Consider the following 20,746-nt stretch of genomic DNA (forward strand, 5'->3'; position numbering starts at 1 on the left):
CCGCGGACCGCCCGCTCCTGTCGGTCCGCGGGCGGCAGCTCACCCGTGGCTCATCGACGATCCGGAGACCAACGATGCTTCGCAGACCCGTCATCGCCAGTGCCGGCCTTCTGGCCGGAACGCTCGTCGCACTGTCCGGCAACCCGGCGCAGGCCGCCACCACGCGGTACGAGGCCGAGACCGCCCCGGCGAGCTGCACGGGCACCATCGACTCCGACTGGTCCGGCTACTCCGGCGGCGGATTCTGCAACGGCACCAACAAGGCGGGCGCGCACGCCCAGTTCACGGTCGACGCCTCCGCGGCGGGCACCGCGACCCTCCGGATCCGCTTCGCCAACGGCGCAGGCACCCAGCGGCCCGCGGACATCGTCGTGAACGGCACGACGGTCGCCTCCGCACCCTTCGCGGGCACCGGCGCGTGGAGCACCTGGGCGACCCGGGAGATCGAGGTGCCCCTGCGGGCCGGCGGCAACACCGTCCGCCTCACCCCGACCACCTCGGCCGGCCTGCCCAACATCGACCACCTGGAGGTGGAGACGGACGGCGGCACCACCACCCCGCCCCCCACCGCCGGCACGCTCCACGTGTCCCCGAACGGCACCGACGGCGCCACCGGCACGGAGTCCGACCCGACCACGCTCACCTCGGCGCTCTCCCGGGTGGCCCCCGGAGGCACGATCTACCTGCGGGGCGGCACCTACCGCTACTCCCAGACGGTCACCATCCCCCAGGGCAACGACGGCACCTCCGCCGCCCGCAAGACGCTCGCCGCCTACCCGGGGGAGACCCCGGTGCTCGACTTCTCGGGCCAGAGCGAGGACCCGGCCAACCGCGGCCTCGCGGTGAACGGCTCGTACTGGCACGTCAAGGGCGTCGTCGTCCAGCGCGCCGGGGACAACGGCATCTTCGTCGGCGGCAGCAACAACGTCTTCGAGCGCACGGTGACCCGCTTCAACCGGGACACCGGCCTCCAGCTGTCCCGGATGCTCTCCAGCACGCCCAAGGCCCAGTGGCCGTCCAACAACCTCGTCCTGAGCGCGGTCTCGCACGACAACGCCGACTCCGACGGCGAGGACGCCGACGGCTTCGCCGCGAAGCTCACCTCCGGCCCCGGGAACGTCTTCCGCTACGCCGTGGCCCACAACAACATCGACGACGGCTGGGACCTGTACACCAAGTCCGACACCGGCGCGATCGGCGCGGTGACCGTCGAGGACTCCCTCGCGCTCGAGAACGGCACCCTCAGCGACGGCTCCCAGGCGGGCAACGGGGACCGCAACGGCTACAAGCTGGGCGGCGAGGACATCGAGGTCGACCACGTCGTCCGGCGGAGCATCGCCTACCAGAACGGCAAGCACGGGTTCACCTACAACAGCAACCCGGGCACGATGCAGGTGTCGGACAACATCAGCATCGGGAACGAGCAGCGCAACTTCAACTTCGACGCCGGCGACTCCGTGTTCCGGAACAACACCTCGTGCGACAGCGGGTCGAACGACCGGGTCATCGGCAACGCCGACGGATCGAACCAGTTCTGGTCGGGCTCCAACGGCTCCCGCTGTTCCTCGTACGCCGGAGCCCTGCGCTGGTCCTTCGCCGCGGACGGGCGCCTGGTGGTGACCTTCGGCGGGGCGGCCGTGGCCCGTTAGGGCCCCGTCCGCCGCGCCACAGCGGGCGGCGGACCGGGCCAGGGGATCGGCCCTTTACCGCAGCTCGTCCCACTCCGGGCTGAGCGCCATCTCCCGCAGCTGGTCGATGGTCAGCGCGGGAGTGGCGCGGGAGGGCTCGGCGTGCGCGGCCCCGTTGTTGAAGGCGCTGATCACCACGCGAAAGCCGTCCTCGCCGGGCCGCAGGGTGTCGGCGGTCCACATCAGGACCCCGGCGACCCGGTCGTCCCCGTTGCCCTGCCGGACGGCGACGCGAGTGCCGTCGGGCAGGGTCTCGCCGTTGGCGTAGAGCTGGCCGGCGACGTCGTTCATCCCGTACTGGACGTTGACCTGGACGAGGCTCTCACCCTGTCCGTCATCGACGACGACGTAGGTGAACTCGCTCTCCTGCCCGCCCTCCTTGACCACGTCCAGTCCTTCCGGGAGCAGCCCGACCAGCGTCTCGTTGGCGTCCTTGCCGGAGACGGGGGCAGGCGGCACGTCGGCGGACGGGGCGCCCTCGGTGGGCCGGGCGGACTTCGGGTCCTCGGGAATCGCGTCCACCACCCGACGCCACACCTCGGCCGTGACGACCTCCTTCAGCTGCCCGGCCGACAGCGGAGGCTCCGCACGGGAGACGGGCGCGCCCTTCTGCGCGGGTGCGTTCCACTCGCTCAGGCTGACGTGCTGCCCCTTGTCCGTGACCAGGTCGGCGGACCAGAGCTTGGTCTCGACGCGCTTGTCGGGATACTCGTAGCCCTTGAACAGCCGCAGCAGCGAACCATCGGGCAACCGGGTGGAGGAGCACGAGTCGTGCGGGACGAACGTCTCGTCGGGACACTCCATCAGCTGGCGGACCTGATCACTGCCCGGCTCCACCCGGTAGAGGCCCATGCTGATCGCGGCGGCTCCCTTCCCGTCGTCGTACACGAGATACGCGTACGGCGAAGGCTCGTCGGCCGACCCCCGGGCGTCCTCCTGGCTGAACTCGCCGTCGGGAAGCAGCTCCTTGAGCTGACCGAGGACGGTGTCGCCGGATACGGGGGGCGGGGCGGGCGTCGTGGCCGACGCGGACGGCGCGGAGGTGGCCCCGGTGGTCGCGGCGGAGACGTCCCGTCCGTCGGAGTCCCCCTGCGGCAGCAGCATCGCCCCGCCCACCCCGACCAGCGCGACCCCGGCCACCCCGCCGAGCACCCCGGCCCGGCGCCGCGTCAGCGCCCGCCGCCCGCGGGTCCGCCCGCCGGTGACGAGGGCAGAACGGTCGGCGTCGAAGCGCCCGCCGGTCTCGTGCAGCGCGGCGGACAGCCGCTCCTCGAAGAGTTCCTGGTCCTGGTTTTCGGGCATGGCGAACCACCCTTTCCGCATGGATGGGAGAAGTGAGAGCCGAAGTGGGGGAGTGGGATTGAGGAACGAGGTCGGTCGCGTCAGGATCTGGCGTACTCCGCGAGGTCCTCGCCGAGCAGTTCGCGCAGCCGGCCCAGCGCCCGCGAGCTGCGGGTCCGTACGGCGGCGGAGCTGACGTTCATGACGTCGGCGGTCTCCTCGACGGACCGGTCCTCCCAGTACCGCAGGACGACGACGGCCCGGTCCTTGGCGGGCAGCCGCGCGAGCGCGTCCAGCAGCGTCAGCCGCAGCGAGGCGTCCCCGTCCCCGGAGCCGGGCGCGTCCGGGAACACGTCCGTCGCCCGCTCCCGGCTGCTGCGCCGCCGCTGATGGGCGAGGAAGGTCCGGGTGAGCACGGTCTGCGCGTACCCGGCGGGGTTGCCCACCCGGGACACGCGTCCCCAGCGGACGTACAGCCGGCCGAAGGTCTCCTGGACGAGGTCCTCGGCCAGATGCGTGTCCCCGGCGGTGAGCAGACAGGCGGACCGGTACAGCTGACCGGCCCGCGCCACCGCGAACTCGGCGTACTCGTCCGCCCGTCCTTGCCTCATGTCCGTGCCCCCCGCGCCGACCGCCGCCGTGTACCGCCTTCACTTCATTGATGCGGTGGACCCCGGGAAATGTTTCACACGAGTCTCACAGCCGGTGGTCGCCCGTCCGCCACGACCACGGCCGGCGGGGACATGGGATCCGACCGGGAACCCCGGGGCACCTCGAACTCCCCGGCGGCCGGGGACACGTCGTCCTGCCACCTCACCGCGAGAAGGCCCCTGGCGTCTCGGACGCCAGGGGCCGGGAGGGAATCAGCCGCACCTACGGCAGCGCGTGCACGTGTGCGCCCACCGCGTTGGACCACGCGTTGCCCGCCGTGGCGTCCCAGTTCGTGGACCAGGTCATCGCGCCCCGCAGGTCGGGGTAGGTCCTGGACGGCTTGAAGGAGCCGCAGTTGCTGCCCTTGGTGAGGCAGTCCAGGGCGGCGTTCACCACCGACGGTGCGACGTAGCCGCCACCCGCCGCCCGGGTGGAGGCCGGGACACCGAGGCCCACCTGGGAGGCATCGAGGCCGTTCTCCAGCTGGATGCAGGCCAGCGCGGTGAGGAAGTCGACCGTCCCCTGGGAGTAGACCTTGCCGTCGCAGCCCAGCATGGAACCGCTGTTGTAGTACTGCATGTTGACGACCGTGAGGATGTCCTTCACGTTCAGCGCGGTGCGGAAGTACGAGCCCGACGTCGACTGCATGTCGATGGTCTGCGGCGCCATCGTCAGGATCATGTCCGGGCCCGCCTTCGCCGACAGGGCGCGCAGGGCCTGCGTCATGTAGGTCGGGTTGAGGCCGTTCTCCAGGTCGATGTCGACGCCGTCGAAGCCGTACTCCTGCATCACGGCGTACACCGAGTTGGCGAAGTTGGCCGCGGAGGCGGAGTCGTTCACCGAGACGGTGCCCTTCTCGCCGCCCACCGAGATGATGACCTTCTTCCCGGCGGCCTGCTTGGCCCGTACGTCGGCCTTGAACTGGTCGACGGTGTAGCCGCCGAGCCCGGCCGAGTCGAGGTTGAAGGTGACCGCGCCCGGAGTGGTCGTCGCGTCCGCGAAGGAGACCGCGATGATGTCGTACTGGGAGGAGACGTCGGAGATCCGCTGGACCGCCGCCCCGTTGTTGAAGTTCTGCCAGTAGCCGGTCACCGCGTGCCTCGGCAGGTCGCCGCCCCCGCCGCCGCCCTGCTCGGTGGTGCGGGCCGTCACGGCCGTCGACTTCACGGACTCGCCCGCCGCGTTCGTCGCCGTGACCTGGAAGGAGTACGAGGTGGCCGCCGCGAGGCCGGTCACCGTCGCCGAGGTGCCGGTCACCGCGGTCACCTTCGTGCCGTTGCGGTAGATGCTGTAGCCGGTGGCGCCGGAGACCGCGTTCCAGGCCAGGGACGCCGACGACGAGGTCGTACCGGTGACGTTCAGGCCCGCCGGGGCGCCCGGAACGGTGGGTCCGGGACCGTCGCCGCCCCCGCCGCCGTCCGGACCGAAGACCGACAGGTCGTCGACGTGGTAGGCCGCCTGTCCGTACCAGCCGTGGGTGTACACCGTCACCGAGGTCGTCGTGGAGCCCGTGGTGAACCTGGTCGACAGCTGCTTCCAGGAGGCCGAGTCGGGGGTCCAGGTGGACACGTCCGTCGTGCCCGTGCCCGTGACGCCCAGGTAGGAGTACCCGCCCTGCACCCAGGCGCTCAGCGTGTACGTCGAGCCGGGCTTGACCTTCACCGTCTGGGAGCAGCGGGCGTTGTCCTGGCCGTTCGGCGTTGCCTTGAGCGCGGCCGAGCCGCCGTGGACCGGGGAGGAGACCGTCGTGCCGCTGTTCGCGGAGCAGGACCAGTCGCTCAGTCCGGCCTCGAAGCCGGCGTTCTTCGCGTTGTTGACGTCGGCGGCGGACGCCTGGCCGACGGCCGTGACCGAGAGGGCGAGCGCGGCGGTGACGGCTCCCGCCCAGAACTGCGTGCGTCTGCCGGGCCGTCTGCGTACGGGCTCCATGGGGGCCTCCGCTGGGGGTGTGGGGGCGTTGCGGTGTGTCCGCCCAAGGTGGTCCAGACCAATTGAGGGTGTCAAGAGGTAGGTCCGGACCAAGTGGGCCGTCGAGCGGCGGACTTGGCGTGCGCCGGGAGGAAAAGGCCGGGGTGGGCGGGAACGCGACCGGGAAATGCTCAACCTGTCCTGATTTGGCGCACCTTGTACATCACAAGTTGTTCCACAGCTGTAGGAAACGCTGTTCTCCGGTCACAGACGCGTGGATACAGTGCTCAGGTAGTCACGCAGTGAAGTCATCCGGGTGTGCCGGAGTAACACCGGTGCACCGAAGGGCATGGGGAGACGGGGAGCCGCGCGTGCCAACTGCCATTGCCGTGACCAGTGCCGACATGGCGCTGCCGCCGCACGACGAGCGGACGCTGCCCGCGGTCGTGCTCCAGGACGTGGACCGGCGTCCGCTGGAGCAGGTGCTGGCCGAGCTGCAGGCGCTGGTCGACCAGCACGGCCACCTGATCGTGGTGTGCTCCCGGGCCGTCCCGACGAGCGTGGAACGACGGCTGCACACCGTCCGCGGCCTCCTGGAGACCGACCGGATCGCCCTGTTCCGGCCGCCGCTCCCGCCGCTCGGACTCGCCGTGCTGGCCCGTCAGCTGCGGCAGCTCGCCTCCTGCGACCTCAGCCCCGGCGTCCTCGCCTCGGCCGGCCGCCTGCTGACCCACTACCTCCACGCCGGTGCGCTCCTCGGCTCCGTCGCCCGGCTCGACCACGTCCCCGTCGGCCTCAAGTCGCACGCCAGGTCCTGGATGCCCGGCAGCCAGTTCGGGGTCGTCGCGCATCCCGTGCCCCAGCTGGTGAAGATCGGGCCCGAGGCCGCCCTGGAGGGACCCGAGTTCGGCACGTGGCTGCTCGTCGCCAAGGGACAGCTCCCCTCCGACTGGGTCACCGGCACCCTCGCCCCCTCCTGGCGGGCCCAGGGGCTGCGCGAGGCACCGCTGCCCGCCGAGTCCGCGAGCTGGTGGGGGACCGGGAAGCTGACCGAGTTCTGCGCCTACCTGCCCGACCTGTCCGTCCTCTACCAGCTGGTCACCTCGGTGCGGCAGAGCCGGTGCCACTGGTGCGGCATCGACGTCATCGGCGACCGCTGCGTCTTCTGCTCCGCGACGCCGCCCGAGTACGAACGGCGGCCCGAGGCAGGCCGCTCCCTCCAGCACCGGGAGAGACGCGCGCTCACGGGGTAGGCCCGTACCGCACCCGCCCGCTCCGCCATCCGATCCGGCTCGACCGATTCCCCCAATGAGGTTGCACGGCTCATGAACTCCCGTCAGCGCCGCGGCATCATCCTGCTGATCCTGTCGGTCCTGTGCGCCCTCGGCGCGTTCGCCGGCGTGCTGTCCGTCGTCAACGACGTGAAGTCCAAGGTCGGGCCCGAGGTCACCGCCTACCGGCTCAAGAACGAGGTGCAGCCCTACACGCCCCTCGACGCGGGGCAGTTCGAGAGGATCGAGATGCCCGAGCGCTGGCTGTCGGAGAACGCCGTCACCGACCTCGGCCAGGTCCGCGGGAAGATCGCGGTGACGACGCTGAAGGCGGGCTCGCTGCTCCAGAGCGACATGATCGTCGACCAGCCCGCCCTTCAGCCGGGGCAGCAGGAGGTCGCCATCATGATCGACGCGGCGACCGGCGTGGCCGGCAAGATCACGCCGGGCTCCACCGTCAACGTGTACGCGACCTTCGAGGGGGAGCGGGAGGGGGACCCCGCCCAGTCCAAGATCATCGTGACGAACGCCCGGGTCATCGACGTCGGCGACCTGACCGCGCTGAAGCCCGACGAGGACAGCCGCGACCGCGAACCCACCGACGCCGTCCCCATCACCTTCGCACTGTCCACCATCGACGCCCAGCGCATCACCTACGCCGAGTCGTTCGCCCAGCGGGTCCGGCTCGCGCTGGTGGCACCCGGCGGCGGCACCACGGTCCCGGACAAGGACCGGACGTACGAACTCGCGAAGGACAAGTGAGACCCGTATGCCCACGAGGATCCTCCCGGCAGTCGGCGACGCGGACGCCGCACGGTCCGTCACGACCCTGCTCAGCCAGCTCCCGGACGCCGAACCGGTGGCCCCGGTCGTCGACTCCACCCAACTCGTCGACACCCTCGCCCGGCTGGCCGCCGAGTCGGTCGACGAACTGCCCGAGGTCGTCGTCGTCCACGAGCGCATCGGCCCGGTACCGGCCCTGGAGCTGATCCGCGAGGTCGCCCTGCGCTTCCCCGCCGTCGGCGTCATCCTTGTCACCTCCGACCCCGGCCCCGGCCTCTTCCAGGCCGCCATGGACCACGGCGCCCGCGGTCTGGTCGCCCTGCCGCTCAACTACGAGGAACTCGCCAGCCGCGTCCACGCGGTCGCCCAGTGGTCCGTGGGCGTACGCCGGCATCTGGGCAGCGGCGGCGACGTGTTCACCGGGGCCGGCGGCACCGTCGTCACGGTCAGCGGCGCCAAGGGCGGGGTGGGGGCCTCCCTCACGGCGATCCAGCTGGCCCTCGCCGCCCAGGCGTCGGGCCGTCCCACCGCCCTGGTCGACATGGACCTCCAGACCGGCGACATCGCCTCCTACCTGGACGTCCAGTTCCGCCGGTCCGTGGCCGACCTCGCCACCATCACGGACATCTCCCCGCGGGTCCTGGCCGACGCCGTCTTCCGCCACGACACCGGCCTCGCCCTGCTGCTCGCCCCCGGCGAGGGGGAACGCGGCGAGGACGTCACCGACCGCGCCGCCCGCCAGATCGTCGGCGCCCTGCGCTCCCGCTACGAGGTCGTCGTCATCGACTGCGGCGCCCAGCTCGGGGGCGCCGGGGCGGCGGCGGTGGAGATGGCCGACACGGCGCTGCTGGTCACCACCCCGGACGTGGTCGCCGTGCGGGGCGCCAAGCGGGCGGTGCGGATGTGGGACCGGCTGCAGATCCGCAAGGCGGAGGAGACCACCGTGGTCGTCAACCGGCACACCCGCGCCACGGAGATCCAGCCCGCGCTGATCCAGAGGATCACCGGCACGCTGGTCGCCGCCACCGCCGTCCCCGCCAACTTCAAGGAGCTCCAGGGCGCCGTGGACGCCGGCCGCGTCCACGAACTGGACAGCAGGAGCACGGTGAAGCAGGCCCTGTGGGCCCTCGCGGGCGAACTGGGCCTGGTCAAGGCGGCCGCGGCCGACCGGAAGGGCGGCCGGTTCCGCGGCGACCGGGGGTCGGCGGGCATCCGGCGGCGGAAGGACGGTGGGGGATGAGCGCGTGGGGGACGAGCGCGTTACGGGTCTCAGCCGGAGCCGGAGCCGGAGCCGGAGCCGGAGCCGGAGCCGGGACCAGGGCACGGGGCCGGGGCCGGGTCCGGGGCCAAGTCCCGTCCCGGAGGGAGGCCCTCCGCCGTGACCGCCGGGACGACGGCCAGGTCACCGTCGAGTTCCTCGGCATGCTGCCGACCATCATCGTCACGCTGGTGGTGCTGTGGCAGCTCGTGCTCGTGGGATACACGTACACGCTCGCGGGTAATGCTGCGGACGAGGCGGTACGGGCGGCGACGGCCGCCGACCGGGGGGCGCGGCAGGGCGCCTGCCAGGAGGCGGGCCGGGACAAGCTGCCGGGCGCGTGGGAGGGGGGCGCCGGCGTGGACTGCGGCACCGGGGGCGGCTACGTCACCGCCGACGTGCGGATCGAGGTGCCCATCCTCTTCCCCGGCACGGTCAGCTTCCCCTACACCGTGCACGGGCACGCGGGGGCCGTCGAGGAGGAGGACGACTGAGATGCCGTACTCCGTGCGCGGCCGGGCGAGGGACCGGGGCCAGGTGGCCATCGAGTACCTCGGCTTCCTCCCGATCCTGATCATCGTCGGCATGGCCGTCGTACAGCTCGGCCTGATCGCCTACACCGCTCAGCAGGCCGGGACCGCCGCCCGGGCCGGCGCGCGCGGGGCCTCGCTCGACCAAAGCGCGCAGGCGGCGTGCGCGGCGGCCGTCAGCGGCTGGCTGGCCGACGGCACCGACTGCCCGGAGTCCCGGGGCGGCGACGAGGTGACGGTCACCGCCACCGTCGAGATCCCCTCGATCGTCCCGGGCTGGAACTTCGGCCCCGCCACCAGGACCGCCACCATGCCGCTGGACCACTGACCGAGGAGCCGGAGACGCATGAGCCTGCGCGCACGCATCCACTCCCCCGAGGAGCACGGCAGCCGGGGCGAGGACACGCACCTGGTGGCCTCCTACCGGGCCAAGCTGCTGGAGGAGATCGACCTCGCCGAGATGAGTTCGCTGGCGACGGCCGAGCGCCGGGCCCGCCTCGAACGGGTCCTCGGCCACATCATCAGCCGCGAGGGCCCGGTCCTCTCCACCGTCGAACGCGCCCAGCTGATCCGCCGGGTCGTGGACGAGGCCCTCGGCCTCGGCATCCTGGAACCGCTGCTGGAGGACGCCTCGATCACGGAGATCATGGTCAACGGCCCGGACGCGATCTTCGTGGAGCGCGGGGGCCGCGTCGAGCAGCTCCCGCTCCGCTTCGCCTCCAACGACCAGCTGATGCAGACCATCGAACGCATCGTCTCGACGGTCAACCGCCGCGTGGACGAGTCCAACCCGATGGTCGACGCCCGCCTCCCCTCCGGAGAGCGCGTCAACGTCATCATCCCGCCGCTGTCCCTGACCGGCGCCACCCTCACCATCCGCCGCTTCCCCCGCTCCTTCACCCTCCAGGAACTGATCGGCCTCGGCTCGCTCGACGAGCACATGCTGTACCTGCTCGCCGGCCTGGTGCGGGCCCGCTTCAACATCATCGTCTCCGGCGCGACCGGCACCGGGAAGACCACCCTCCTCAACGCCCTCTCCGGCCTGATCCCGGAGACCGAACGCATCATCACCATCGAGGACTCGGCGGAACTCCAGCTCCAGCAGGCCCACGTGATCCGGCTGGAGTCCCGTCCGCCCAACGTCGAGGGCCAGGGCCGGGTCACGATCCGCGACCTGGTCCGCAACTCGCTGCGCATGCGCCCCGACCGCATCGTCGTCGGCGAGGTCCGCGGCGGCGAGTCGCTGGACATGCTCCAGGCCATGTCGACCGGCCACGACGGCTCCCTCGCCACCGTGCACGCCAACAGCGCCGAGGACGCCCTGATGCGGCTCCAGACCCTCGCCTCCATGTCGGACGTCGAGATCCCCTTCGTCGCCCTGCACGACCAGATCAACAGCTCCGTCGACGTCATCGTCCAGCTCACCCGGTTCGCCGACGGCGCCCGCCGCATCACGGAGATCGCCCTGCTGGCCAGCCACGGCGGCGAGCCGTACCGCCTGGCCACGGTCGCCCGCTTCAACGCCCGGCCGATGACCGGCGACGGCCGCGTCGACGGCGTCTTCGAGTACCACCCCCTGCCGCGCCGCACCGCCGAACGCCTCTACATGGCGAGCCAGCCCATCCCGCAGGCCTTCGGCGTGGCCCACACCGCGGACCAGCTCGCCACCCGAGAAGCCAGGTAGGAACCGAACCGATGGAAACCGAGTAGGTACCGCCCGATGGAACTGGACACGCTCGTCACGCTCACCACCGGCGTCACGCTGCTCACCTGCACCCTGGCGGTCGTGGGCCTGCACTCCTACGCCGCCGGCAAGGCCCAGCGCGACGCCCTGGTCGACCGCCTCTCCGCCACGGGCCGGCTCGCCCCCTCCGGCCGCCGGCGCCGCTTCCGCACCCTGGACCGCCGCCTGCGCCGCACGAGACTCGGCCGGCAGCTGGAGCTCCGCCTGGCGGCGACCGGCCTGGACATCACACCCGGCGAGTTCTTCGCCTACATGCTCGCGTCGGTCGCCGGCCTGTGGCTGATCGGCCAGGCCGCCCTGGCACCCTTCTTCGGCCCGCTCGCCGGCCTCCTCGGCATCGGGGTGGCGGTGCAGTTCCTGAACTGGCAGCGCCAGAAACGCATCGAGAAGTTCATCAACCAGCTCCCCGAACTCGCCCGCATCCTCGCCAACGCCACCCAGGCCGGCCTCGCCCTGCGCACCGCCATCGGCATGGCCGCGGAGGAGCTGGAGGCCCCGGCGGGCGAGGAGCTCGGCAAGGTGGCCGACCAACTGGCCCTCGGCGCCTCGATGGACGACGCCCTCGGTGAACTCGGCGAGCGCCTCCCCTCCCGCGAACTCGTCGTCCTGGTCACCACCCTCGTCCTGTCCAACCGCGCGGGCGGCCAGGTGGTCAGCGCCCTGCGCAACCTGACGGAGACGCTGGAGGAGCGCAAGGAGACCCGGCGCGAGGTCCGCACCCAGCTCTCCCAGGTGAGCATGACCTCGTACGCCGTCCCCGTCCTCGGTGTCGGCTCGTTGTTCCTCATGAACGGCGTGAAGGACGGCGCCCTGGAGCGCATGACGGGCTCCCCGGCCGGCCAGGCCGCGGTGATCATCGCCTTCGCGCTCTACGCCGTCGGCTTCGTCCTCATCCGCCGCCTGTCCCGCATCGACGTCTGAGGAGGTGACGACATGACACCGGGACTGCTCCTCGCCGCGCTCATGGCCGTGAGCGTCTGGGGCGTCTTCGCCGGCATCCGCATGTACCGGGCCGACGCCAAGCTCCCCGGCGACCTCGCCCTCGCCCTGGAGGTCGGCTCCACCCGCACCGGCGCCGTCGACTCCCTCATCGACCGCATGGGCATGCGGTACGCCCCCGCCGTCCTGCGCCTGATGGGCCCGGCCCTGGTCGCCCGGTACCGCCGCCGCATCGACCTGGCCGGCAACCCCGGCGGCCTGACCATCGACCGCTACGCCGCCCGCCGCGCGGTCTACGGCTTCCTGGGCGCCGTCGGGTTCCTCGTCTTCCTCCTCCGCGGCCAGTACGTGGTCGCCCTGCTCCTCCTCGCCTTCGGCGCGTTCTGGACGGAGGTCGGCATCTGGTCGGCGATCCGCATCCGCAAGGACGTGATCGAGCGCACCCTTCCCGACTTCCTGGACGTGCTGGCGGTCGTGGTCAGCGCCGGCCTCGGCTTCCGCCAGGCCCTGGACCGCGTGGCCACCCGTTACGAGGGCCCCTGGGCGGACGAACTCCGCATCACCCTGCGCCAGATGGACCTGGGCATGAGCCGCCGCGAGGCCTTCGCGGAGCTGCGCCGGCGCAACGACTCCGAACAGGTGGCGATGTTCGTGACCGCACTCCAGCAGGGCGAGGAACTGGGCGCCCCCATCGTCGACACCCTGGTCTCGCTGGCCAAGGACATGCGCCGCACCGACGCCCAGAACGCCCGCCGCAAGGCGGCCCGCGCGGTACCCAAGGCCACGATGATGATCACGACCTTCATGGTCCCGGCCACGATGATCCTCCTCGGCGCAGGTCTGATCCTGGGCTCGGGGACGGACTTCGGGTCCATCACGGGGGAGTAGGGGAGGTGGACCACATGCCGGCCACGCGACCGGGGACGAGGGGGGACGTCAACCAACAGAGTGCGACTGCACACGGAACAACGACATCAACATCCCGCAATTCGTGGCCCAGTAGGGCCACATCCAACCAAATCCTTTCGCAGCTGCAATCAACTGTGAGACAGTCGTTGACTGGTACGCCCGACAGGTCGAGGTTCCCACTGGAGGCGGGGGAGGTGGAGCTCGTGGACCACGTCGTGCCCGGCACGACCACCCCGGACCTCCGTCCCCGCCCGCCCCACGGCCACCGCCCGGCGGCGGGAACCGGCGGGACCTCGACGGACCGGCTCACAGCACCCGGCGCGGCCTGCGAAGGGGCCCTGCGGTCCTCGGACCCGAGGACCGTCCACCCTGGAGGGGAACACCATGACCAACTGGCTCCGCACCACCGCCACCCACCTGCACACCCGCGCCAACGCCCGCGACGACAGGGGCCAGACGGCGGTGGAGTACCTGGGGATCATCGCGGTGGTGGTCGCGATCGTGCTGGCGATCACGGGGACGGACATCGGGCAGACGATCTACAACGCGATCACCGACAAGATCACCGAGGTCACCGGTGTCTGATGCGTAGCCGTACGCACGGCGATGCAGGGCAGGCTTTCCCCATCTACATCACGGTGGTGGGAGGCCTGCTCTTTCTCGCGCTCGCGTACTTCGCGGTCGGCCAGGCCGCAGCGACTCGTAGCGAAGCCCAGACGGCGGCCGACGCCGCGGCGCTCGCAGCAGCCCTTGAGACCCGCGACTACCTCGCAGGTGAGTGGCTGACGAACGTGCTGGAACCCGATACCTGGCAGGACATCTTCACCGGTGATGTACCCCTACCTGACGCCTGCTGGCGTGCCCATGAGCTGGCCGCACGCAACGAGGCGAGCGTGGATTGCGCACTGGATGGAATCCTGCGCTACACCGTCGTTGCCGAGACCAACGACACCGTCGGGGACACGATCGTCCCGGGCACAGAGGATCAGAGGGCGACGGCGTCCGCGACCGCCGTGATCGAAGCCCGCTGCGACTTCAAGCCGCCCGCCGAGGACGCCGACGAGGATGTGCTGCCCAGGCTCTCCTGTGAAGGTACGGACTGGGAGTTGGATCCGGACGACCTGGGGGTCCTACCCGAACCCGAGGATCTCTTCGATGTCCACCTGGCCGACTGACAAGTGAACGATGAGAACGAAGGAAGCGGAGTCATGAGCAATCGGTTCACATCAAGGGTCAGTAGAGGATTGGTCGCATGGCCCGTTGCGATCGGGCTGGCTTTCGGCGTGGCGGCTTGTGGTGGTGGAGGCGACGACGACAAGCCGGACGCTTCGGCGACTTCCTCCAAGAGCAGTGGGTCCAAGCCGGATACTCAGGAGGGGGACGCGGCGGAGACCCTGGCGGAGTTGAAGGGGCCCAGTGGTCTCTTCCTCAAGGTGGCCTCCGCCCAGCGCGACGCGGGCGGATTCGTCACGGTGAACGGCGATCTCAAGAACGACGGCAGCAAGGCGATCAACATTCCGGCCCAACTGAGCGGCAACGAAACCGAGATCATCCGCAACGGCAAATCTCTCGGTGGTGCCACATTGGTGGATCCCAAAGGCAAGAAGCGCTACTACGTGCTGCGTGACACGGAGGGCCGCCCGCTCACGACAACGCAGTTCCAACCCTTGAAGGCAGGTGAGTCGCTGCCGGTCTTCATGCAGTTCCCCGCACCCCCCGCCGACACCACCGAGGTGACGCTCCAACTGCCCATGTTCACGCCCGGCGCCATCGAGATCTCCGGGTGAGCGCCACCATGTCCACCCCGCGCCTCGCTCTGGCGGTCACCACCTTGCTGCTCACCATGAGCCTCTCGGGCACCAGCACGACGGCCCACGCCGACGACCCCAACGACCCCCCCGGCACCGAACCCTCCGCCTCCGCCCCCGTGGAGGTGGACCCCAACGACCCGGATCTGAAGATCCCGGACGGGGCCACGCTCGCTCAGGCCAAGGTTCTGGACATCAAGTCGGTCGTGGAGGACCAGAGCGGTGACGAGCGCCGTGAGGACACCAACACCGACGTGACGTTCGCGCTGCAGGCGGAGGTGCTGTTCGGCAAGGACAGCGCGAAGCTCGGCGCCGAGGCCAAGTCCCGTATCGCGGGGATCGCGGAGGAGGTCAGGAACCAGAACGCCACCAGGGTCCGCGTCTTCGGCTTCACCGACAACCTCGGCTCCTCCGCCCACGGCGACGTGCTGTCCAAGAAGCGTGCGAACGCCGTGCACGACGTCCTGACCCAGTCCCTGAACGACGCCGACATCACCTACGAGGTCCGCGGCTACGGCGAGCAGTACCCCATCGCCGACAACTCGACGGAGGCCGGCCGCAAGAAGAACCGCCGGGTCGAGGTCTCCTTCCCCCGCACGGAGGCCTGACGGACCGACACCGCCACGCGGCGCCCCGCCCCCGCCTACTCCGCCACGACCTCCACCCGCGCCCCCACCCGCACGCCCCACCCGGCCATCGCCCCGGCCCCCGCCTCCAGTACGTGCCGGGAACGCAGGCGGGGCGCTCCCAGCCGGCCCGGCCGCATGGTGCGCACGGCGATGACGGTGAGCCGCCGGTCGAGGTAGGCGACGTCGATGGGCATCCGCATGCGGAAGGTGTGGACGTTGTTGGCGGGCGACAGCAGGAGCGCCCCCTCGACGGAGTCGCGCCCCAACAAGCCCTTCGTGCGGGCGCGGTAGGACCCGGCGATCTCCAGCGGAACGCGGACGCGCGCGTCATCGCCCTCCCCGTGCACGACCAGGACACCCGTCCCGTCCCGCCAGCGCCGCCCCATGCCGAAGCCCCTCCCGCCCGTCCGGTGTGCGTTATGCAACCGTAATGGCCCGAGAAGGCACACGTACGGCGGATGCGGAGCCCTGTGGCGCCCCGGGTTCGCGTTCTCCACCCTGGTGCCCCTCCACCCTGGTGGATAGCGTTGCCCCGCTCGACACAAGCCCCGCCCCACCCAGGAGCCACCGTGAATCGCCGCCGCCCCACCCTCCTCGCAGCGCTCACGCTGACCACAGCAGCGGCCCTGACACTGTCCGCGTGCGGCAGCGACGACGGCCCGTCCGGCGACAACGACAAGATCGCGGGCGCGGACACGGGCAGTTCCGCGCCGGCCGCGTCGCCGACCGCATCCGCCGCGTCGCAGCCCGACCGGCCGAAGATCGAGTTGCCCTCCGATCTCTCTCACACCTTCGAGTGGCCCAAGACGGGCGACCAACAGAAGGACGCCGTGATGGCGGACACCGAGGAGTCCATCAAGGCCGTCGACCTGGCGATCGTCAAGCAGGATGCGCTGGACAAGGCCTACCTCTACTACTACGAGGGCGAGGCCGCCGCGGGCACCCAGTCGTTCATCCAGAACTACGTCGATCAAAAGGCGAGCATCACCGGGAAGTACCGCTTCTACGCCCCCGAGGTCGCCATCGACAAGGACGGCACCGCTTCCTTCACCTATTGCGAGGACCAGGGCAAGGCCTTCGTGAAATACCTCAAGACCGGCAAAGTCCGGAAGACCGAGGTGACCGCCAAGAGCTACGTGATTTACCACGCCTCGCTGAAGAAGAACGGCGATGGGGTGTGGGAGGTCCGGAACATCGCGTCACAGAGTGGGAGCGCCAAGTGCCAGCCCTGACCCGCACGATGAGGGTGCTACCGATTGTCGTTCTGGCGAGCGTGTGTCTGTTCCCGGACACGGCGCGCGCTGACGACATCCTGGACGGAAATACTCAGAACTCAGGCACTGAGCAACACGCCGACACCGGTGCGGACGGCACCGTCTCCGTCACCGTGGGCGGCATCGTCTTCGACCGTTCGAGGAACGGCACCGGCGGTTCCACCGGGGCTCTGACGTCGCCCGTGTCGTGGACTCCGCCGGCCTGCTGGTACGCCCCGAAGTACACGCCCGAGGAGCTGCAGAAGTACCTGGAGCCCATCTGGGAAGCGGGCTCCACGGGCCACGAGTGGGATGCCGAGCAGCGGGAGCAGTACAACGCCGGCGACGAGAAGAAGGCCTTCAACAAGGACAAGTCCGGCAAGGGTTACTGGTGGGGCCCGTACGTCAACAAGAGCTACCCGCCGGGCTGGGACGACTGCGACGAGGACTACTTCTGGGTCGACACGGGGGACGCTCCGCCCGCGGACATCGAGAACGCCGTCACCCCCGAGATCCTCGCCGAACTCGCGTACGCGGAGATCCGCGTCCCGGGTACCGAGGTGACGCTGGCACCCGCGCAGGCCACCAAGGTCAACCTTCCGACGTGGGCGTGGCTGGACGGTGCCGAGTTCAAGCCGGTCTCGGTCACCGCGTCCATCGAGGAGATCGGTCTCGAAGCGACGGCCACGGCGGAGCCCGTCTCCATGCGGATCGAGCCGGGCACGGCGGACGCCGAGACCTATCCTGCCTCGGGTGTCTGCGAGATCGAGGGCGGCCGTATCGGGGCGCCGTACGAGAAGGGCAGGGCGAACGACACACCCCCGTGCGGAGTGCGGTACCTGCGTTCGTCGGGCGACGGGACGTTCCCGCTCCAGGCGACCGTCACCTGGAAGATCCACTGGACCGGCACCGGCGTGGACGGCGAGCAGCCGATGCCCGACGGGGAGTTCGGTGGGGAGCAGGACGTCGTCGTCCAGGAGATCCAGGCCGTCAACCGCTGACGTCGGCCGCCGGTGTCGGTCATATCCGGTTGTCCGGCGGCCCGCGCCGAGGGTAGGAAGAGTTCATGACCGGACTCGGCGCGGTATTCCGTCCCCAGCTCGCCCCCGAACGGCTGCGTGCCGTCGCGCAGGCGGCCGACGACGCCGGGCTCGAGGAGCTGTGGCTCTGGGAGGACTGCTTCCGTGAGGGCGGGATCTCCTCGGCCGCCGCGGCGCTCGCCTGGACCGAGCGGGTGCGGATCGGGGTGGGACTGCTGCCCGTGCCGTTGCGGAACGTGGCCCTCACCGCGATGGAGGCCGCCACGCTGCACCGCATGTTCCCCGGCCGCCCGATCCTCGCCCTCGGGCACGGCGTGCAGGACTGGATGGGGCAGGTCGGAGCGCGGGCCGAGTCGCCCGTCACCCTGTTGCGGGAGCACCTGCACGCGCTGCGGGCGTTGCTGCACGGGCGGCGCGTGACGACCGAGGGCCGCTACGTCCGGCTCGACGACGTGGGCCTCGACTGGCCGCCGGACCGGGAGGTCCGGGTCCTCGCCGGCGCCACCGGACCCCGTTCGCTGCGGCTGGCCGGTGAGGCCGCCGACGGGACCGTGCTCACCGCGTCCACCCCGCCCGACGGGGTACGGCAGGCCCGTCGGCTCATCGACGAAGGGCGCGCGGCGGCCGGGCGGACCGAACCGCACGAGGTGGTCGTGTACCTCCTCGCGGCGACCGGCCCCGGCGCCGGCGAGCGGCTGCGGGCCGACCTGGCCGCCGAGGGCGTCGGCTCGGTGCCGGACCTCGGGGTCGCGGGGGACGCGGCAGCCGTCGCCGAGGCCGTGCGGCGGCTGGCCGAGGCGGGAGCCGACACCGTGGTCCTCCAGCCGACCGGCGACGAGCCCGACCCGGAGGGCTTCGTACGGTTCGCCGCCGAACAGGTCAGGCCCCTGGTCGCCTAGACCGCGCCGCGCTCCAGGTATCTCCTCCCATGACGCTGAACGGATCCGCCTGCATGGCACACGCACCCGCCCCGCACCCCCGCACCTTTGACGAGTTGGTGGCCGAAGGCGCCTCCGTCCCCACCGAGGGGTGGGACTTCTCCTGGTTCGAGGGCCGGGCCACCGAGGAACGGCCCTCCTGGGGGTACGCGCGGTCCATGGCCGCGCGGCTGGCGGGGGCCGGCGCGGTGCTGGAGGTGCAGACCGGGGGAGGGGAGGTCCTGGACCACGCGCTCGGGGCCGCCGCACCCCACCGCCCGCCGCTCGTCGTCGCCACGGAAGGGTGGCCGCCCAACGTCGCCAAGGCCACCGCGCTGCTCCGTCCGCGGGGCGTCCCCGTGGTCGCCTCGCCCGACGACGCGCCGCTCCCCTTCGCGGACGGCGCCTTCGACCTGGTCGTGAGCCGCCACCCCGTCCGGCCGCACTGGGCGGAGATCGCCCGGGTGCTCGCGCCCGGCGGCACGTACTTCGCCCAGCACGTCGGCCCCGCCAGCGTCTTCGAGCTCGTCGAGTACTTCCTGGGGCCGCAGCCGGAGGAGACCCGCGGCCACCGCCACCCCGACCGTGAGCGCGCCGACGCCGAGCAGGCCGGTCTGGAGGTCGTCGACCTGCGCGCGGAACGGCTGCGGATGGAGTTCCACGACGTCGGCGCCGTCGTCCACTTCCTGCGCAAGGTCGTGTGGATGGTTCCCGGCTTCACCGTCGACGGGTACCGGGACCGGCTGCGCGACCTGCATGAACGCATCGAGACCGAAGGCCCCTTCGTCGCCCACAGCACGCGTCAACTCTTCGACGCCCGCAAGCCGCACGCCTAGGTCCCGTCGGGCAGGTCACGCGTGCGCGCCCACCCCCACCTCGCCCACCACCAGCTCCGCCCGCGCCTCCAGGACCTCCCCCACCCGCTCCACCCGCGCGGACAGCTCCCGCTCCTGCCGGGCCGTCAGCCGCCCCAGCGGTTCGACCGTGACGGTGGTGAGCCGCCCCCGGCGCCGCTGGTGCCATACGCCGGCCACGACGCCGTCCACCAGGAGCACCGGGAAGTTGCCCGCCTGGCCCCCCGCCAGCGCCCGCCGGTACGCGGCTCCGGGGAAGAGCAGCTCCCGCGGCTGCGCGGCGATGACGTAGGCGTCGAAGTACGGCAGCAGCCGCACCCCGCGCAGCAGGTCGTCCCGCCCGGCCCCGTCGGGGAAGACCGTGTCACCCGCCACCACCCAGGCGGGCGCCCCCTCGAAGCGGACCTCCTCGATCTCGCCCGCGGCGGCCAGGCCGTCGTACAGCGCCCTCGCCCAGCCGGTGGGGGCGGCCAGCCACCGGGCGAAGTGCTGCGGGGTGGCCGGGCCGTACGCGTGCAGGTAGCGGTGCACCAGGAGCCGCAACGCCTCCTCGGGCGGCAGCGGGGTGAAGTGCGGCGGGCGGGTGTACGTCACCTTGCGGCCGCGGTTCGGGCCGAAGGACAGCGCGCCGCACTGGCCCGCCCGGTGCAGCACCTGCCGCCAGCGCGGCCACATGGTCTGGAACGCCGGCATGACCAGGTCGCCGGCCCACGGGCCCGTACGGGCGACGACCTCCTCGCCCAGTTCGTCGACGGTCAGGAACGCGCCGTCCAGGGCCTCCGCGATCGCGGCCACGACCTGCTCGGCCCGCGCCTCGTCGAGCCGTACGCCGGGATCGGCGGAAGCGGCGCCGGAGGGGACCGCGGGCAGCGCCGCGCACCACATCGCCAGGTCGCGGGCCGGCAGGAGGTGCACCGTCCCGCGCGGACCGTGCGTCTTCACCAGCGAGGGCGGCGCGGCGGGTGCCCCGGCCGGCCACAGGGCGGCCCGAACGTCCGCCCGGGTCGCGCCGTCCGCCCGCAGTCCGAGCGACAACTCGGCCGCGGACAGCACCTGCGCGTGGGCGCCGAGCATCGCGCCGGCCACCTCGGCGACCGGCGTGCCCGTTCGGGCGGACTTGGCCAGGAACTGTCGTTCGAGCCGTCGGGCGCTCACCGCACCCCAAGTGGTCGCCACCGTCTTCGTCATGAGACGACGTTAGGGGAGCTGTAGGACAGAACCTGTCCCACTCGAGACGGGAGGGGAGGGATCTTCGGGACGTAAACGGCACACCTTCGCAAATA

Annotated in this window: 22 protein-coding genes; 17 read left to right on the top strand and 5 right to left on the bottom strand. The window is 71.4% G+C overall.

The genetic code is table 11. The features are described from left to right. Window positions 1-74 precede the first annotated feature (74 nt). Window positions 75-1,649 carry a carbohydrate-binding protein gene (locus tag SAM23877_RS22805; RefSeq protein ID WP_053136368.1) on the top strand — a complete coding sequence of 525 codons (1,575 nt, stop codon included), beginning with the start codon at window positions 75-77 and terminating at the stop codon, window positions 1,647-1,649. A gap of 54 nt (window positions 1,650-1,703) precedes the next feature. Here SAM23877_RS22805 and SAM23877_RS22810 read toward each other — a convergent pair whose 3' ends face one another. The 3 genes from SAM23877_RS22810 to SAM23877_RS22820 all read right to left on the bottom strand — a co-directional run bounded on the left by SAM23877_RS22810 (window position 1,704) and on the right by SAM23877_RS22820 (window position 5,549). Continuing rightward, entirely contained in the window at window positions 1,704-2,990 is a 1,287-nt protein-coding gene (locus tag SAM23877_RS22810) for a hypothetical protein (RefSeq protein ID WP_053136373.1), read from the bottom strand. An 80-nt stretch (window positions 2,991-3,070) separates the two neighbouring features. Next, a complete protein-coding gene (locus SAM23877_RS22815; protein ID WP_053136376.1) occupies window positions 3,071-3,580 on the bottom strand; it encodes a SigE family RNA polymerase sigma factor in 510 nt (169 codons plus the stop codon). Window positions 3,581-3,842: 262 nt separating this feature from the next. Beyond that, a complete protein-coding gene (locus SAM23877_RS22820; RefSeq protein ID WP_053136384.1) occupies window positions 3,843-5,549 on the bottom strand; it encodes a chitinase in 1,707 nt (568 codons plus the stop codon). A 383-nt stretch (window positions 5,550-5,932) separates the two neighbouring features. On the opposite strand from SAM23877_RS22820, the gene SAM23877_RS40575 reads away from it, so the two are divergent. The 12 genes from SAM23877_RS40575 (at window position 5,933) to SAM23877_RS22880 (ending at window position 15,378) form a co-directional block, all read left to right on the top strand. After that, window positions 5,933-6,781, top strand: a complete 849-nt coding sequence (locus SAM23877_RS40575) for a hypothetical protein (protein WP_053142764.1) — start codon at window positions 5,933-5,935, stop codon at window positions 6,779-6,781. A 72-nt stretch (window positions 6,782-6,853) separates the two neighbouring features. After that, on the top strand, window positions 6,854-7,561 hold the full coding sequence (gene cpaB, locus SAM23877_RS22830) for a Flp pilus assembly protein CpaB (protein ID WP_053136387.1): 708 nt from the start codon (window positions 6,854-6,856) through the stop codon (window positions 7,559-7,561). Between the two features lie 7 nt (window positions 7,562-7,568). Beyond that, the gene (locus SAM23877_RS22835) at window positions 7,569-8,822 is read left to right on the top strand and encodes a CpaE/TadZ family protein (protein WP_053136394.1); all 1,254 of its coding nucleotides are present in this window, start codon (window positions 7,569-7,571) and stop codon (window positions 8,820-8,822) included. Between the two features lie 182 nt (window positions 8,823-9,004). Next, complete coding sequence (locus tag SAM23877_RS22840) at window positions 9,005-9,334, top strand: hypothetical protein (protein ID WP_053136397.1); 330 nt, start codon at window positions 9,005-9,007, stop codon at window positions 9,332-9,334. Between the two features lies 1 nt (window position 9,335). Further along, on the top strand, window positions 9,336-9,698 hold the full coding sequence (locus SAM23877_RS22845) for a TadE/TadG family type IV pilus assembly protein (protein ID WP_053136399.1): 363 nt from the start codon (window positions 9,336-9,338) through the stop codon (window positions 9,696-9,698). A gap of 18 nt (window positions 9,699-9,716) precedes the next feature. After that, complete coding sequence (locus SAM23877_RS22850; protein WP_053136401.1) at window positions 9,717-11,054, top strand: TadA family conjugal transfer-associated ATPase; 1,338 nt, start codon at window positions 9,717-9,719, stop codon at window positions 11,052-11,054. A 36-nt stretch (window positions 11,055-11,090) separates the two neighbouring features. After that, complete coding sequence (locus SAM23877_RS22855; protein WP_053136404.1) at window positions 11,091-12,035, top strand: type II secretion system F family protein; 945 nt, start codon at window positions 11,091-11,093, stop codon at window positions 12,033-12,035. Window positions 12,036-12,047: 12 nt separating this feature from the next. Beyond that, window positions 12,048-12,941 carry a DUF5936 domain-containing protein gene (locus SAM23877_RS22860; protein WP_053136407.1) on the top strand — a complete coding sequence of 298 codons (894 nt, stop codon included), beginning with the start codon at window positions 12,048-12,050 and terminating at the stop codon, window positions 12,939-12,941. A gap of 405 nt (window positions 12,942-13,346) precedes the next feature. Next, a complete protein-coding gene (locus SAM23877_RS22865) occupies window positions 13,347-13,547 on the top strand; it encodes a Flp family type IVb pilin (protein WP_053136412.1) in 201 nt (66 codons plus the stop codon). Beyond that, window positions 13,547-14,137 (top strand): pilus assembly protein TadG-related protein, encoded by a 591-nt coding sequence (locus SAM23877_RS22870; RefSeq protein WP_053136414.1) that lies wholly within the window; start codon window positions 13,547-13,549, stop codon window positions 14,135-14,137. The genes SAM23877_RS22865 and SAM23877_RS22870 overlap by 1 nt, the downstream gene beginning before the upstream one ends. A 33-nt stretch (window positions 14,138-14,170) precedes the next feature. Further along, window positions 14,171-14,749 carry a hypothetical protein gene (locus SAM23877_RS22875; RefSeq protein ID WP_053136420.1) on the top strand — a complete coding sequence of 193 codons (579 nt, stop codon included), beginning with the start codon at window positions 14,171-14,173 and terminating at the stop codon, window positions 14,747-14,749. An 8-nt stretch (window positions 14,750-14,757) separates the two neighbouring features. Next, the gene (locus tag SAM23877_RS22880; RefSeq protein WP_053142766.1) at window positions 14,758-15,378 is read left to right on the top strand and encodes an OmpA family protein; all 621 of its coding nucleotides are present in this window, start codon (window positions 14,758-14,760) and stop codon (window positions 15,376-15,378) included. Between the two features lie 35 nt (window positions 15,379-15,413). On the opposite strand, the gene SAM23877_RS22885 is transcribed toward SAM23877_RS22880, so the two are convergent. Next, complete coding sequence (locus SAM23877_RS22885) at window positions 15,414-15,785, bottom strand: DUF192 domain-containing protein (RefSeq protein ID WP_053136423.1); 372 nt, start codon at window positions 15,783-15,785, stop codon at window positions 15,414-15,416. A 183-nt stretch (window positions 15,786-15,968) separates the two neighbouring features. Here SAM23877_RS22885 and SAM23877_RS22890 point away from each other — a divergent pair, with 183 nt between their 5' ends. The 4 genes from SAM23877_RS22890 (at window position 15,969) to SAM23877_RS22905 (ending at window position 19,445) form a co-directional block, all read left to right on the top strand. Next, entirely contained in the window at window positions 15,969-16,631 is a 663-nt protein-coding gene (locus SAM23877_RS22890) for a hypothetical protein (RefSeq protein WP_063796788.1), read from the top strand. Beyond that, window positions 16,619-17,653: a hypothetical protein gene (locus SAM23877_RS22895; RefSeq protein WP_425314764.1), complete on the top strand. Its 1,035-nt coding sequence runs from the start codon at window positions 16,619-16,621 to the stop codon at window positions 17,651-17,653. The genes SAM23877_RS22890 and SAM23877_RS22895 overlap by 13 nt, the downstream gene beginning before the upstream one ends. A gap of 65 nt (window positions 17,654-17,718) precedes the next feature. After that, window positions 17,719-18,591, top strand: a complete 873-nt coding sequence (locus SAM23877_RS22900; protein ID WP_053136426.1) for an LLM class flavin-dependent oxidoreductase — start codon at window positions 17,719-17,721, stop codon at window positions 18,589-18,591. A 53-nt stretch (window positions 18,592-18,644) separates the two neighbouring features. Further along, complete coding sequence (locus SAM23877_RS22905) at window positions 18,645-19,445, top strand: class I SAM-dependent methyltransferase (protein WP_053142771.1); 801 nt, start codon at window positions 18,645-18,647, stop codon at window positions 19,443-19,445. Window positions 19,446-19,460: 15 nt separating this feature from the next. On the opposite strand, the gene SAM23877_RS22910 is transcribed toward SAM23877_RS22905, so the two are convergent. Then, entirely contained in the window at window positions 19,461-20,651 is a 1,191-nt protein-coding gene (locus tag SAM23877_RS22910) for a winged helix DNA-binding domain-containing protein (protein WP_053136429.1), read from the bottom strand. Window positions 20,652-20,746: the final 95 nt, after the last annotated feature.

It is taken from the genome of Streptomyces ambofaciens ATCC 23877, assembly GCF_001267885.1.
Taxonomy (GTDB): Bacteria; Actinomycetota; Actinomycetes; order Streptomycetales; family Streptomycetaceae; genus Streptomyces; species Streptomyces ambofaciens.